General features: G+C 30.6%; 14 protein-coding genes. 7 read left to right on the forward strand and 7 right to left on the reverse strand.

Features of this window, described 5'->3' with window-relative positions:
* Positions 1-4: 4 nt before the first annotated feature.
* Positions 5-2158 (reverse strand): TonB-dependent receptor, encoded by a 2154-nt coding sequence (locus ABD939_RS00575; protein ID WP_345163159.1) that lies wholly within the window; start codon positions 2156-2158, stop codon positions 5-7.
* Positions 2159-2682: 524 nt separating this feature from the next.
* On the opposite strand from ABD939_RS00575, the gene ABD939_RS00580 reads away from it, so the two are divergent.
* Positions 2683-3177: an RNA polymerase sigma factor gene (locus ABD939_RS00580; RefSeq protein ID WP_345163162.1), complete on the forward strand. Its 495-nt coding sequence runs from the start codon at positions 2683-2685 to the stop codon at positions 3175-3177.
* Positions 3178-3181: 4 nt separating this feature from the next.
* Positions 3182-3817, forward strand: a complete 636-nt coding sequence (locus ABD939_RS00585; protein WP_345163165.1) for a hypothetical protein — start codon at positions 3182-3184, stop codon at positions 3815-3817.
* Here ABD939_RS00585 and ABD939_RS00590 read toward each other — a convergent pair.
* The 4 genes from ABD939_RS00590 to ABD939_RS00605 form a co-directional block, all read right to left on the reverse strand.
* Positions 3814-4401 carry a pseudouridine synthase gene (locus ABD939_RS00590; protein WP_345163168.1) on the reverse strand — a complete coding sequence of 196 codons (588 nt, stop codon included), beginning with the start codon at positions 4399-4401 and terminating at the stop codon, positions 3814-3816. The genes ABD939_RS00585 and ABD939_RS00590 overlap by 4 nt on opposite strands.
* Complete coding sequence (locus ABD939_RS00595; protein WP_345163171.1) at positions 4388-6685, reverse strand: type IA DNA topoisomerase; 2298 nt, start codon at positions 6683-6685, stop codon at positions 4388-4390. The genes ABD939_RS00590 and ABD939_RS00595 overlap by 14 nt, the downstream gene beginning before the upstream one ends.
* Positions 6686-6769: 84 nt before the next feature.
* Positions 6770-7567: a lysophospholipid acyltransferase family protein gene (locus ABD939_RS00600; protein ID WP_345163174.1), complete on the reverse strand. Its 798-nt coding sequence runs from the start codon at positions 7565-7567 to the stop codon at positions 6770-6772.
* A gap of 53 nt (positions 7568-7620) precedes the next feature.
* Complete coding sequence (locus tag ABD939_RS00605) at positions 7621-8259, reverse strand: NUDIX hydrolase (protein WP_345163177.1); 639 nt, start codon at positions 8257-8259, stop codon at positions 7621-7623.
* A gap of 4 nt (positions 8260-8263) precedes the next feature.
* On the opposite strand from ABD939_RS00605, the gene ABD939_RS00610 reads away from it, so the two are divergent.
* Positions 8264-8968, forward strand: a complete 705-nt coding sequence (locus ABD939_RS00610; RefSeq protein ID WP_345163180.1) for a peptidylprolyl isomerase — start codon at positions 8264-8266, stop codon at positions 8966-8968.
* A gap of 1 nt (position 8969) precedes the next feature.
* On the opposite strand, the gene ABD939_RS00615 is transcribed toward ABD939_RS00610, so the two are convergent.
* Positions 8970-9581, reverse strand: a complete 612-nt coding sequence (locus ABD939_RS00615; RefSeq protein WP_345163183.1) for a trimeric intracellular cation channel family protein — start codon at positions 9579-9581, stop codon at positions 8970-8972.
* Complete coding sequence (locus tag ABD939_RS00620) at positions 9581-10327, reverse strand: RDD family protein (RefSeq protein WP_345163186.1); 747 nt, start codon at positions 10325-10327, stop codon at positions 9581-9583. The genes ABD939_RS00615 and ABD939_RS00620 overlap by 1 nt, the downstream gene beginning before the upstream one ends.
* Before the next feature lie 23 nt (positions 10328-10350).
* Here ABD939_RS00620 and ABD939_RS00625 point away from each other — a divergent pair, with 23 nt between their 5' ends.
* From ABD939_RS00625 to ABD939_RS00640, 4 genes are read left to right on the forward strand one after another with little or no spacing between them, the layout of a single operon-like run.
* Positions 10351-11328: a stage II sporulation protein M gene (locus ABD939_RS00625; protein WP_345163189.1), complete on the forward strand. Its 978-nt coding sequence runs from the start codon at positions 10351-10353 to the stop codon at positions 11326-11328.
* Entirely contained in the window at positions 11315-12253 is a 939-nt protein-coding gene (locus tag ABD939_RS00630; protein WP_345163191.1) for a hypothetical protein, read from the forward strand. Before ABD939_RS00625 ends, ABD939_RS00630 begins: the two co-directional genes overlap by 14 nt.
* The gene (locus ABD939_RS00635) at positions 12246-13013 is read left to right on the forward strand and encodes a DUF4129 domain-containing protein (RefSeq protein ID WP_345163194.1); all 768 of its coding nucleotides are present in this window, start codon (positions 12246-12248) and stop codon (positions 13011-13013) included. The genes ABD939_RS00630 and ABD939_RS00635 overlap by 8 nt, the downstream gene beginning before the upstream one ends.
* Entirely contained in the window at positions 13010-14206 is a 1197-nt protein-coding gene (locus ABD939_RS00640) for a DUF4350 domain-containing protein (protein ID WP_345163197.1), read from the forward strand. The genes ABD939_RS00635 and ABD939_RS00640 overlap by 4 nt, the downstream gene beginning before the upstream one ends.
* Positions 14207-14208 lie beyond the last annotated feature (2 nt).

Here is a 14208-nt window from a genome sequence, read left to right on the forward strand (position 1 = left end):
AAACTTATAAATTATCTAACTGATTACTCTTTTTATCCTCACTAATAGTCCAAAAGAAACCAACGAAAAAGAACTGATCCAAAGCAGGACGTAACGCACGTCGGTTAAAATTACCATTTATATCTGGCGTATTAGCATATTGATACCCATTAATATTCTTAAAACCTAGAGCGTTATTAACCGATGCATATAATATTTTTTGGGGACTGATTAAATATGCCCAATTCAAACTTAAACTATTAAATGCTTTAGTTTTTTCATTTAAAAAACCTGACTTGTTTGGATTGGTAAAGGTTCTACCTGAAGCATAAGCATAACTAAACCCTACTTGACTTTTCCAATCGTCTATCCAGTATTTAGCAACTGCTGAAAAGTTGTGCGTATTTGCAAAGTTGGGTTGTGCACTTTCAATGAAGTTTCTATAATCACGCTTGGTATCTAAAATTGAATAGCTCAACCAATAATCTACATTTTTGATACTTTTACTATCTCTCCAGAAAAAGTCTATACCCTTTGCAAAACCAGAGCCATTATTACTAAAATTACTATCAAAACTCGCGAATGCACCATCGAACTTCTCTAAGCCACTGTAATCTTTATAATAAGCCTCTGCTCTAAAAATTTTTCTATCGGCATTGTATTGATAATTCAAAATATAGTGTTTTGCATTTGCAGGTTCAAAATCTTGATTAAACTTCAAAACATTACTCGATGGGTTTTGATAAAAATCACCATAAGCCAATGATAGCTGGCTTTTACTTGAAATTTTATAAGCCATAGTTGCTCTAGGCGCTAGAGTAAAACTGTCAAATAACTCACTATATTCTCCTCTCAAACCCGTTTTAAACGCTAAGTTCTTAGAGATGAATATATCAGCTTCGGCAAATGCTGCAGCAATATTGTTGTTAAAACCATATCTGACATTATCAACAAACTCATCATTATACTGCTCTTCAAAATCAGTTTTAAAATATTCTGCACCGAAGTATAATTTAAAGCGATTGCTTATACGGTTTTTAAACTTTACTTTTGAGTGTATAGATTTCTCAGAATCTTTTATATCTCTATCGCCTAAGTATATTTTATTATTGGCATTCGTGAAACTAAATCCTGTTTGCATACTCCAAGTATCACTTAAAACACCGCTGTAGGAGCCATTTAAATAAAAGTTATTATTCTTTAATTTGATGTACTGACTTTCAGGAAGATTAATATCCTCTTGAGTCAACTCAAAACTACTCGTATCAAAAGCTCCATAAAGCTTAAATAATCCAGAATCTGTTTTTCTTCTATAAACGGCTTCACCTGAAGCCGTTTCAAAAGGTTTAATAAAATTATTTCTATTCGGAAAAATAGCATTATAAGGTGCTAAATTAACATATGATGCATTTACACTTATTGAACTCTTCTCCCATTTTTGAGTATTTCCTAGGGTAGCACCAAGACTCATAATACCGATATCTGTTTTTTCTTGATCTGGTTCATCAATTGTATTTAACAATAAAACACTTGATAAGGCTTGCCCATATTCCGCCGAATACCCTCCAGTAGAAAAAGTAATACCATCAAACAGGAACGGAGAATAACGCCCACGAGTAGGCGCATTATTAGTTGTTGGTGAATAAGGTGTAAATACACGAATACCGTCTATAAATATCTGAGTTTCGTTAGCATCACCTCCTCGAACAAATAAACGTCCATCTTCAGCAACTGTAGTAGTTCCTGGTAAGGTTTGTAAAGCCCCTACAAAATCTCCTAAAGCACTTGCTGTAGTAACTACATCTAAGGGATTTAAAACATTTACTTTGCTATTATCTCCAGCATTAAAAGTTCCAGCGGAAAGTACAACAGCATCAAGAGCGTTAACATCATCTTTTAGTTTAATGGTTAAATCTTTCATATAAGATACATCTCCTAACATTGTAAATGTTTCATAAGACAAATAAGACACAACCAGCGCTAGACTTCCTGTTTCTGAAGTTGTAAAAGAGAAGTTTCCTTTTTCATCAGAAGTAGTTCCATCATAAGTTCCTTCCAAATAAATATTAGCCCCTATTATTGGTTCTTTCTTAGAATTTAAAACGTTACCATTGATTATGGTTTGACTATTTAAATTAGTACAAATTAGTGCGATAATAATGATGATTAGATTTTTCATAATTTAAATTATTCTACTGTTCATTTTTTGTTGATGAAGCAAATTTGCGATAGCATAATCAAAATGAAAATTCTAAATAACCGAACTGTAAAATATGGATGATGAACTGAAAATACATTGCTAAATAATAACATATTACTATGCTCTATTTTGCAACTGGCATAAAAATAAACTTAATGAGAAAACGTAAATTTTACTCTTTTTTAAAATTAAATATCATAATATATTTTTCATATATTGTATTGCTCAAAAACAAGAATAAATTCCTTTTTTAGTCTTTAAAAAGCTTAATAGATTTTATCTATACATCACTATTATTTAACTATAATCCAATATATTAAACAAATTACTTAAACTTTTTATTTAATAAATTATAATTACTCTAAAAAAGCAACTAAAAGGTCTATTATAGATCTTTAAGACTATTATAAAAGAATTGCTATAGTAATATTAAAAATATATTTTTTTCATATTTGTAACGTTTTAAATTTTTGAGCTACTTACATTATAACTAAACCATCGCCTTGAACAAAGAACTAGAAAACAGTTTTGTAGAGTTACTTGAAAAGCATCAAAATATTGTGCACAAAGTTTGCCGTTTGTACACCAATAATTATGATGCTCATAATGATTTATTTCAAGAAATTACAATTCAACTTTGGAAAGCCTACCCAAAATTCAGGGGAGATGCAAAGTTTAGTACTTGGATGTATAGAGTTGCTTTAAATACCGCAATCACACTTTACAGAAAATCCAAAAGAACTATTTCTACCCAAAAGTTTGAAGGTGTAGAATTTAAAATAAAAGCTGAAGATTATGATGACACCCAAGAGCAACAATTAAAAGTTTTATACAAAGCGGTACATCAATTAAATGACATTGAAAAAGCACTTGTTTTCTTGTATTTAGAAGACAAAGATTATAAAGAAATTAGTGAAACTTTGGGAATAAGTGAAGTAAATGCTAGAGTTAAAATGAATAGGATTAAAACTAAACTTAGAACCATATTAAATCCGTAAAGTTATGGATGAATTAGATATTTTAAAAAAGGACTGGAATAACACCAGTTCTGAACACAAAAAACTATCGGTAAAGGACATATACCCGATGTTACAAAAGAAGTCATCTTCTATAGTAAAAACTTTATTCTATATAAGTATTGCCGAACTTGTTTTTTGGATTCTGATTAACTCTCTTCCTTATCTTTACTCTGAATCTTACAGACAAAAACTTGAAACCATATATACTAACGAGCATATTTTACCTGCACTTACCGTATTTAGTTATGCCGTTATACTTTTATTCATTTACTTACTCTACAGATCATATAAATCCATATCTGTTACCGATAGCGCAAAAAGGTTAATGGAGAGTATTTTAAAAACCAGAAAAGTTATTAAATATTATGTACTCTATAATTTAATAATGGGAGGATTATCTATAGTAATCGGTTTTTATTATGCATTACATAACGACCCAAATATATCTGTAGATATAGCTAATTTCAGCAGCAAACAGTTAGCGTTTATTTATGCAATAATGATTGTTTTTGCAGCTATTTTTATCTTAGTTATTTGGTTATTTTACAAGCTTATTTATGGCTTTCTATTGAAACGACTTAATAAAAATTATACTGAATTAAAGAAGCTTGAAATTTAAAATATTTTATCAACTTCAATAGCATCAGCAGCTTGCATATTTTTTATTTTTATTTCACCTATCCTTACACGAACCAATCGTAATGTTGGGAAACCAACTGCAGAGGTCATTTTTCTAACCTGTCTAAATTTACCTTCTTTTAAAGTAATTGAAACCCAAGACGTGGGCCCATGCCTATCGTCCCTAATCTTTTTAGAGCGTTTTGGTAAACAAGGTAGGCTGTCTAATTTAAAAGCCTTACAGGGCTTCGTTTTATATTTATTGCCATCTACTGTAATTTCTAAACCCGCTTTTAATTGATTAATAGCCACTTCTGAAATAATACCATCAACTTGAGCATAGTATTCTTTTTCAATTTTTTGGCTGTTTACATGAGCACTAATCTTCCCATTAGTAGTTAGCAACAACAACCCTTCAGAGGCTTCATCTAAACGACCAATAGCCATAATACCCTTTGGGAAATCATATAAGCTTCCTAGGAATTTTTTTGATTGTTGCTTCGAGTCATTACTTGCAAACTGACTCAAATACCCATAAGGTTTAAAAATTATAAAATGTCTATGACCAGTTTTATATACTTCCATTCAAAATACTATGTACAAGCTCTTTTGTTGGCTGTTTTCCGTTTATTTTAAATCTAACAGTATCAAATGTTACTTTAAAGTCGCAACCCGATTTATAATTACTACAACCATAGGCTGTTTTCCCTTTTATAACTGTTCCACTTTCACATTTAGGACATGGCAATTCATTTGAATTAGATTTAATTTGAGTAGCCACTTTTTTCGGTTCTAATTTCAACTTAAAATTATTATCAAATCGAAGCAAACCTTCAAGTTGACCAGAATCAGTTTTAAAACCTTTCAAATTAACCGTAGATCCTTTTTTTAGTAGTCTAATAAATTGCTTTTCAGATATTTTTTTTCCAGAAAAGCTAAAGGGCATTACAAAACTACAACCTGCTTTATATTGACTGCAACCATAAGCCGATTTTCCTTTAATAATATGCCCTTGCTTGCATTTTGGGCAACTCTCAATAGAAATCCCCAAATTCTTTTTAGCTTCCATCTTAGCCGTTCGTTTTTTTAGAGTAGCAGTATGCGATATATTGGCACGTTTGGTTTCACTCCTAACCTCGTAAACCAATGCATCAACCATACGTTTCATGTTTTTTATAAAAGCACCTGCGCTATATTCTCCTCTTTCAATATCTTTTAATTGCTTTTCCCAAGAACCTGTTAACTCGGCAGATTTTAATAAATCATTTTGAATTGTATCAATAAGCTGAATACCTGTTACTGTTGGTAATACTTGTTTTTTATTTCGTTTTATATATTTACGTCTGAAAAGAGTTTCTATAATATTAGCTCTTGTAGACGGACGCCCAATTCCGTTTTCTTTCATCAAATCTCGCAATTCTTCATCATCAACTTGTTTTCCAGCAGTTTCCATGGCACGCAATAAAGAAGCTTCAGTGAACTGATTGGGGGGTTTCGTTTCCTTTTCTAAAAATGAAGGTTCATGCAGTCCTTTTTCACCTTTCTCAAAGGCCGGTAAAATACCACTTACTTTTTGCTCTTTTTCTGGATTTTCAAAAACAATACGCCAGCCTTTTTCTAGAATTTCTTTTCCTGTGGTTTTAAAAATTACTTTTGCGGCGTTTCCTAAAACGGTTGTATTAGACACTATGCAATCATCATAAAAAACAGCAATGAAACGATTGACAATAATATCGTAAACCTGTTGCTGATTATATTGCAAATTGGTTTGCATACCTGTTGGAATAATGGCATGATGATCGGTTACTTTTTTATCATTGAAAACTCTGGTAGTTTTCTTAATCTTTTTACCCAAGAGCGGCTCTGTTAAATTGGAATAATTAGTCAGCTGTTTAAGAATACCTGAAATTTTGGGATAAACATCATTTGGCAAAAACGTGGTATCAACTCTAGGATAGGTAACCACTTTACGTTCATATAATGCCTGAACTATTTTCAACGTTTCATCTGCCGAAAAACCAAATTTCGTATTACAATACACTTGTAAGCCTGTTAAATCAAAAAGCTTTGGTGCATACTCTTTACCTTTCTTTTTTGTAATTGATTCAATTTCAAAATCGCTTTCCTTTACTTTATTAGCCAAAGCCTCTCCATCTTCCTTTTTAAGAAATCTTCCTTCTTCATAACTAAACAAAACATCTCTGTAAAGTGTTTGCAATTCCCAATACGGTTGTGGTTTAAAATTTTCAATATCCTTAAAACGATTGACTACCATAGCTAATGTTGGCGTTTGCACACGACCAACAGACAATACTTGCTTATAACCACCGTGTTTTACAGTATAAAGTCTTGTTGCATTAATACCTAACAACCAGTCTCCAATAGATCTAGAAAAACCAGCATAGTAAAGATTGTCGTAATCCTTTGAGGGTTTTAAGTTTTTAAAACCTTCTTTTATAGCCTCTGTAGTTAAAGAAGAAATCCATAATCGTTGTACTTCACCTTTGTAATTAGCTTCGTTAATTACCCATCGCTGAATAAGTTCCCCTTCTTGACCAGCATCCCCGCAATTTATAATAACATCTGCCTTATCAAATAGACTTTTTACGATATTGAATTGTTTTTTAATTCCAGAATTTGAAGATACTTTAACTTCAAATTTTTCTGGCAACATGGGTAAGTTATTTAAATCCCAACTTTTCCAATAAGGCTTGTAATCAACAGGCTCTTTTAAGGTACATAAATGACCAAATGTATAAGTTACTGCATAACCATTACCTTCAAAATAGCCTTCGCGTTTTGTAGTAGCTCCTAATACAGAAGCTATTTCGCGTGCAACGCTTGGTTTTTCGGCAATACAAACTTTCATTTACGTTTCTTAAAAATAGTAACGCAAAATAGAAATTTTAGTAAATGTTTAAAAAGGGAGTTGTTAGGAGTTATTAACTATTAATTACCATTTTCGAAGTTTATTGAGTGCCTCTTGTTCTTCAAGTTCTTTTTGAGGAATAACTTTTAAAAATGAAGGATGCTGTTCTATAGCATATTCTATTTTTTTTACGATTTCTTCTGTGGTTTCATTATCATAATCAATCTCTAATGGCGGTTTAATCTCCATAGATTGAAGAATATTTTTCTTCTTTATACGCAAGCCCTTTTTATCAAAAGAGCGCCTAAAACCATCTATTACAATAGGAATTACAATTGGCTTATATCGTTTAATTATATGCGCAGTTCCTTTTCTAATAGGTTTAAAAGGTGTTGTAGTACCTTGTGGAAAAGTAATTACCCAACCATCGTCTAATGCTTTTCCTATGTTAGAAATATCACTCATTCTAACTTGGCGATTTACATCTTGTCCTTCAGAACGCCATGTACGCTCTATACTAATAGAGCCTACATAGGCTAATATTTTTGGCAATAAACCTGCCTTCATAGTTTCTTTGGCTGCCACATAATAAATATTAAGTTTAGGGTTCCAGAGATAACCTACATTTTTTATAGAATCCTCTCTCCCACTTAAACTAGCATTAAAAACATGAAACATAGATACAACATCTGCGAAATAGGTTTGATGGTTTGATATGAAAAGCACATTGGTATCGGGAAGATTTTTTATTATTTCTGAGCCTTCTATCTGCAATTCATTAAACCCACGAAATCTCCTATGAGTCATGGCACCCAAAATTCTAATGAGCCATTTTTTTACAATAAGTATATGTCCGAATGGATTCTTTTTGAACAATCCCATAAATCACGCGTCAAAATTGGTTAGATTACAAATGTAATAAATCTAGCAAACTACTAGAGTTGTTTTAACAAGTCTTTAATTTCACTAAGCATCATAGCTGTAGCACCCCAAACTACATGTCCGTTTAATTTAAACGCAGGTACTTCAACTTCAATACTATAAGATGTTTTTACTGTTTTATTTACTACTATATTTTCATCTAAAAAATGAGGCAAAGGCACTTCTATAATAGCCTCAACCTCGCTATCTTGTTTAACAAACTTTGGTAAAGTTCTTGTAATACCTAAATACGGTTGTACATAAAAATTACTTGGTGGTATATAAACTTGAGATAATTCTTTTACTATTTCTATTGATTCTATTGGCAATCCTACTTCTTCATAAGTTTCTCTAACGGCGGCATCCTTTAATGATTTGTCGCTCGTCTCTAATTTTCCTCCTGGAAAAGCAACTTGAGCAGAATGAAAACCTTTATAAACTTTTCTTAGAATTAAAACTAATGTTGTTATGTTATTAGAATTTGGATAAAACAAAGCCAGCACCCCTGCCTGTTTTGCGGTTTTAATATTATTTTTCGTCTCTTCTAAAAGCTCTTTTCTAAATGGTGGGGCCATTTTAAACTGAGATGTTTCGGCTGGAAGCGGTATATTTTTTATTTTTGATAGCGATTTTAAAAATTCATCAAAATTCATAAATATGCGTATTGTATTGCTTTTAAGCGTTTTCTTGTTGTTTCTAAATTGTGAAGATAAACAATCTAAGAAAAAAATAAAGCCAGAAAATACCATTACAAAATCTGAAGAAAAGGAAATTAAAAAAGAGTCTCTAGTCTCAAATGAACCTGAATTTAAAAAACTTGACTCTAAGAATGCCATGTTTTTTTTTCAGGATTATGACAAAAAGCATAAAGAGAACAAAGTGCGAATAACTACAGATTTTGGTTCTATTGATATTTTACTTTTTGAAGAAACCCGATACCATAGGGCTAATTTTATCTTTTTAACCAAACAAAAATATTTTAACAACACTCAATTCTATAGAGTAATCGATAATTTTATGGTACAAGCTGGCAATAGTGACGATAGGAAAACAGCAAGAAAACGATCTAAAATAGGTAAATACTTATTACCCCCAGACACAAAACGTGGTTTTAAACATCACAGAGGAGCTGTGTCTATGCCGAGTAGCGAAATTGACAACCCATATAAACTCGCATCGCCATATGAGTTTTTCATAGTACAACAAGAGGGAGGTTCTCATTTTTTAGATGGCGATTATACTATTTTTGGTAAAGTAATTAAGGGAATGGATGTAGTTGATAAAATTGCTAGTGTAAAAACAGATGATGCCGACTGGCCTCTGAGAAATATTTACATCAAAAATGTAGAAATTATTGAGTAATTTAATTGACCTCTTTTGTATTTGAATAAATCGTTGGTAATGCTATTTTAAATTTAACTGCTAACAAACGAATTATAATTACTACAACACCAGCGATTATAAATACAAAATCATCTTTAATGGGTAATTCACTTAATAAAAAATAGGTAACACCTCCTAAAATACATGCCGTTGCATATATCTCTTTCCTGAAAATAACAGGAATTTCATTACACAAAATATCTCTTATTACACCGCCAAAACTGGCAGTTATAGTACCTAAAGCAATGCAAATTATGGGGTGTAAATCTGCATTAATTCCTTTTTCAATACCAACTAACGTATATAAACCAATAGTATCAAATAAAAACAAAGATGTTCTTAAATAGTTAATCTTACTTTTAAAAAGTATGGCAAATACTGCAGATCCTAAAATTACATAAGTAAAGGTTATATCTTTCATCCAACTTACAGGTGTATTGCCTATAAGTAAGTCTCTTAAAGTACCGCCTCCAACTGCTGTAACAAATGCTATAATTAGAACTCCAAACAAATCCATTTTTTTACTAATGGCAACTAAAACACCAGAAATAGCAAAAGCAATTGTTCCTAAAATATCAATTGTATAAAACATTACATGTTTTGTGTATAATAATTGTAGTCTTTTAAGATAACATCAATAAATTCGATATCTGTTTTCTGTTTCATTTCTTTTATTTCAACAACTTCAATTAACTTTTTTCTTAGTTTTATTAATGTTTGATAATCCTTTGATGCTCTAGCAGTAGTAAAAGTATCTTTTATAATTCTTGCATCATTATCAGACAACTTAATAACATTTGGATACGTTGGTTTGTAATCTTGCTTTAAATTCTCTAGAATTGTATGGCTAATATTCACTTTATTTTTGAGCGCTATAACCGATGTTCCTGCAGTCATATCTCCAAGTCTTTGATTTTTATTACTAGTTATTATAGCTATTAAAGCTACAACTCCCGTCATCATATTTATATCAACAATTCTAAAAAACCATCTAATTAAAAAATCTGCTAATGATGCTTGGTAACCATCAATTTTAACCACTTTAATTTTCAAAATACGTTTCCCTGGAGTTTGACCATCCAGCAATGTTTCAAAAATCAAACTATATAATATTACTGGCAAATAAAACATAAGAATGATGGCTATTTGCGACCACGTATCCATATCGCGTATCATATCATCAATCTCGAAAAGATTGAATAGTAATTGATAAACTACTATACCATATGCTATTTTAATAATCCAATCTATAGCGTAAGCTAAAATACGTTCGCCAACACTAGCCGCTGTAAAATTAATATTTACATTTTGAGTAGTATTTATTTGTAACTCTACCATGAATTGTTTTAATTTGATTACAAATGAGAGAAGTTGCTTTTATTAAACAAAACAAAGAAAAATGGCTAGATTTTGAAAAGGCTATTTTTGGGAAAACTTTAAAAAATCCTGATGAACTAGCATCACTTTATATTCATTTGGTAAACGACCTCTCTTATGCGCAAACCTATTATCCCAAAAGTAAAACAATTCTTTATTTAAACAACCTAGCCGCCAAAGCTTTTCAAAAAATTTATAAAACTAAGCGCGAAGACACTAATCGTTTTGTGCATTTCTGGAAGATAGAAGTTCCTTTAATAGTTTATGAATATCGTCGATATGTACTTTATGCTTTTGTACTTTTTTTAAGTTTTGTTGGTATTGGTGTATTATCTGCTGCTTATGATGACTCTTTTGTTCGCCTTATTTTAGGAAACCATTATGTTAATATGACTCTGGAAAATATTGAAAAAGGCGACCCTGTTGCGGTTTACAAAAGTGGAAGTAATTGGGGAAGTTTTATAGGTATTACGTTAAACAATTTATACGTGGGCATTAAATCGTTCATTTTTGGTGTTTTTGGAGGCTTAGGCACAGGATACGTTTTATTAGTAAACGGTATTATGCTAGGTGCTTTTCAATTTATGTTTCAAAAACATGATGTGCTTTGGGAAAGTGTTCGAGGTATTTGGATACATGGTGCCATGGAAATTTTCGCTATTGTAATAGAAGGTGCAGCTGGTTTAATTTTAGGGGCGAGTATTTTATTTCCTAAAACATTTTCTAGAATGAACTCTTTTAAAATAGGTATGAAAAGTGGTGTTAAAATTTTAATTAGCACTTTTCCGTTTACAATTGCTGCTGGATTTTTGGAGGGTTTCGTAACTCGTTATTCTAATACAATGCCTAATTGGTTGTCGGTAGGTATTATTTTAATTACACTAAGCATTATATCATTTTACTATTTAGTATACCCATTTATACTTAATAAAAAACTTAAAAAATTACATGGAATTATATAAATCTAGAGGTTTTAGCGAATTTTTTCAAGACACCTTTTTGTTTTTAAAACTAAACGGAAAACATTTTTTTGCAGCGTATTTCATTATAAACGGTATCTTTTTACTACTACTTGCAATTGTTGGGTATTTTTTTTCAAAATTTTATACAGAAATTATTTTTGGAGGTATTTTAAATGGTAACAATGGTGGTACTGTTATAGATGAATATATTGATCAAAACCTTGGCGTATTTGTAATTATCTTATTCATTTTTATAATTATTGCTTTAATTGCAGGTGTTGTTTCTTACGCTTTTCCTGCTATTTATTTAAAACTCTATACAGAAAAGGGAAGCAATAATTTTACAACAAAAGACATTATAAATACCTATAAGACAAATATTGGCAAACTTTTAATTTTTGTTATTTGCAGTATTATCATCGCAATTCCTTTACTTTTCGTTTTTGCAATTTGTGGTTTCGTGCTCATGATTACCATTGTTGGTATTCTACTAATACCATTATTACTTGGCGCATTTATGTTGTTTTATAGCATGACCTTAATGGAATACCTAGAAAACAAAAAAGACATTTGGTCCAGTTTTGGTTATTCTTGGAAATTATTAACCTCCAAATTTTGGGCTGCAGTTGGTAGTGTTGGGCTATTTTATTTAATGAGCTACGTAATACAAAATATTATAACTATAATTCCTTATATGTTTGGTATGGCTAGTATTTTTACCAACATTGAAAATCCAAATCAAGAAGATATAGGAAATACCATGATGATTGTTATGCTATTCGTTTTCTTTCTATCTTTTTTATTGGGAGCAATTTTAGGAAATATTGTTCAGCTCAATCAAGGTATCGTTTTCTATAGTTTGAAAGAGAAAAATGAAAATATAAATACCAAAAGTATTATAGACCAAATAGGATCGGGTGAATAAAAGCACTTGGTTACATATCATTTTTTTGTGCATCGGATTTCTATTTATTTCTGAATCTTCAGCATCTGTAAACCCAAATAATTTTGAAGTTGTTTTAGTTGAAAAAGACAGTTTACAAATTGACACATCTTCAATTGAAAAACGCCATTTCGACAATTTAAAAGATACTTACACCGGTGAAGACTATATATATGAGAGAACTGTTGAAAGTTCTGGTTGGTGGGCTCGTTTTAAACAATGGATAAACGACTGGTTTATGGACCTTTTTAATTTAAAAAATAAAGGACAAGCCTCAAACCTAACAGATATTGCAATAAAAATTGCTGGAGTCATTATATTCCTATTAGTCATTTATTTCATTTTTAAGGCTGTTATAAATGATGAGGGAACTTGGGTTTTTGGGAAATCATCAGATAAAAGTATAATTCCAGTTACCGATATTGAAGCAAATATTCAAGCTACAGATTTTAAGGCGCTTATAAATTCTGCTGAAAAAGAAAATAACTATAGACTTGCTGTTAGATATTATTATTTATGGATTCTAAAAAATTTAGCAAATGCTGAAATTATCGATTATGATGTTGAAAAAACAAATAGTGATTACCAAAACGAAATAACGCAAACCGATGTAAAAGAAAAATTTAACTATACCTCCTACTTATATAATTATATATGGTACGGTGAGTTTGATGTAGATGATAAGCAATTCAATAAAGCAAAAAGTGCTTTTATTAACTTTTTAAAAGACATAAAAGCTTGAGCAAAACCGTAAAAATATACATCGTTTTATTAATCCTTATTTTCATTGGAGTTGCTGCTATTGAGTTTTCTAGACCAAAACCTATAAATTGGTCGCAAACGTATAACGAAACGGATAAAATCCCTTATGGTACCTATATTCTATATGATCAGTTTAAAAAACTATTTCCTGAAAGTGAAGTGAAAAATATTCGAACTACCCCCTATGAATACTTTGATGCGCTATACAATTGGGAAGACAGTATTTACGACACATCTGGCACATACATAACAATTAGTGATTATTCTGGTTTAGATGATGTATCGGCACAAGAATTATTAGATTTTGTCTCTTATGGTAATGATGTGTTTATGGCTACCAATTACCCTACAAGAAACATACAAGACTCTTTAGGTATCCATATAAAAAACGATTATAGTTTTAGCGGTAAAGCAGATTTTAGTTTTGCCAACCGTAAGTTTAAGAATGATTCAATAACCATTGAAAAAGGTTTAGGAAACTATTATTTTGATGAGTTAGACTCATTAAATACCACTGTTTTAGGATATCAAAAATTCGATTCCATTCCGCGTATTAATTTTGTTAAAGTAAAATATGGAGATGGTAATTTCTTTTTACACCTTCAACCAGTTGTTTTTACAAATTATAATTTACTTAAAAACAACAATAAAAAATACTCTGAAACTGTATTATCTTATTTAAAAAACGACACTATTCACTATGATTCAAAAAATAAAATTGGTGAAGAATTAGGACGTTCGCCATTACGTTTTATACTTAAAACACCTGCTTTACGCTGGGCTTGGTATTTAGCTTTACTAACCTTATTTTGCTTCATTATTTTTAATGCAAAACGCAAACAACGTATTGTAAAAATAATAAAACCCAACGAAAACACAACGGTAGTATTTACAAAAACCATTGGTAATTTGTATTATGAAACTAAAGACCATAATACCATTATTGAGAAAAAAATAACCTATTTCTTGGAATATTTAAGACGAACTTTTTACATAGATACACAACTTTTAGATGATAAATTCATAAAAAACTTAAGTTTAAAATCCAATAAAAAACAAGAAGATATAAAACGATTAATTAATTTAATTTTACAATTAAAAGCAAAACGCAATTGTGAAGAAGCCGATTTATTAAGATTAAACAAAGCCATTGAAGCTTTTTATACCAAATAATT

Origin of the sequence: Algibacter aquimarinus (assembly GCF_039543265.1) — a bacterium.
Taxonomy (GTDB): domain Bacteria; phylum Bacteroidota; class Bacteroidia; order Flavobacteriales; family Flavobacteriaceae; genus Algibacter_B; species Algibacter_B aquimarinus.

What these genes read in the sequence shown, in the direction of transcription:
- ABD939_RS00585 (WP_345163165.1), top strand. Translation starts at nt 3,182, where the DNA reads ATGGATGAATTAGATATTTTAAAAAAGGACTGGAATAACACCAGTTCT.
- ABD939_RS00615 (WP_345163183.1), bottom strand. Translation starts at nt 9,581, where the DNA reads ATGTTTTATACAATTGATATTTTAGGAACAATTGCTTTTGCTATTTCT.
- ABD939_RS00620 (WP_345163186.1), bottom strand. Translation starts at nt 10,327, where the DNA reads ATGGTAGAGTTACAAATAAATACTACTCAAAATGTAAATATTAATTTT.
- ABD939_RS00605 (WP_345163177.1), bottom strand. Translation starts at nt 8,259, where the DNA reads ATGAATTTTGATGAATTTTTAAAATCGCTATCAAAAATAAAAAATATA.
- ABD939_RS00575 (WP_345163159.1), bottom strand. Translation starts at nt 2,158, where the DNA reads ATGAAAAATCTAATCATCATTATTATCGCACTAATTTGTACTAATTTA.
- ABD939_RS00590 (WP_345163168.1), bottom strand. Translation starts at nt 4,401, where the DNA reads ATGGAAGTATATAAAACTGGTCATAGACATTTTATAATTTTTAAACCT.
- ABD939_RS00600 (WP_345163174.1), bottom strand. Translation starts at nt 7,567, where the DNA reads ATGGGATTGTTCAAAAAGAATCCATTCGGACATATACTTATTGTAAAA.
- ABD939_RS00630 (WP_345163191.1), top strand. Translation starts at nt 11,315, where the DNA reads ATGGAATTATATAAATCTAGAGGTTTTAGCGAATTTTTTCAAGACACC.
- ABD939_RS00610 (WP_345163180.1), top strand. Translation starts at nt 8,264, where the DNA reads ATGCGTATTGTATTGCTTTTAAGCGTTTTCTTGTTGTTTCTAAATTGT.
- ABD939_RS00595 (WP_345163171.1), bottom strand. Translation starts at nt 6,685, where the DNA reads ATGAAAGTTTGTATTGCCGAAAAACCAAGCGTTGCACGCGAAATAGCT.
- ABD939_RS00625 (WP_345163189.1), top strand. Translation starts at nt 10,351, where the DNA reads ATGAGAGAAGTTGCTTTTATTAAACAAAACAAAGAAAAATGGCTAGAT.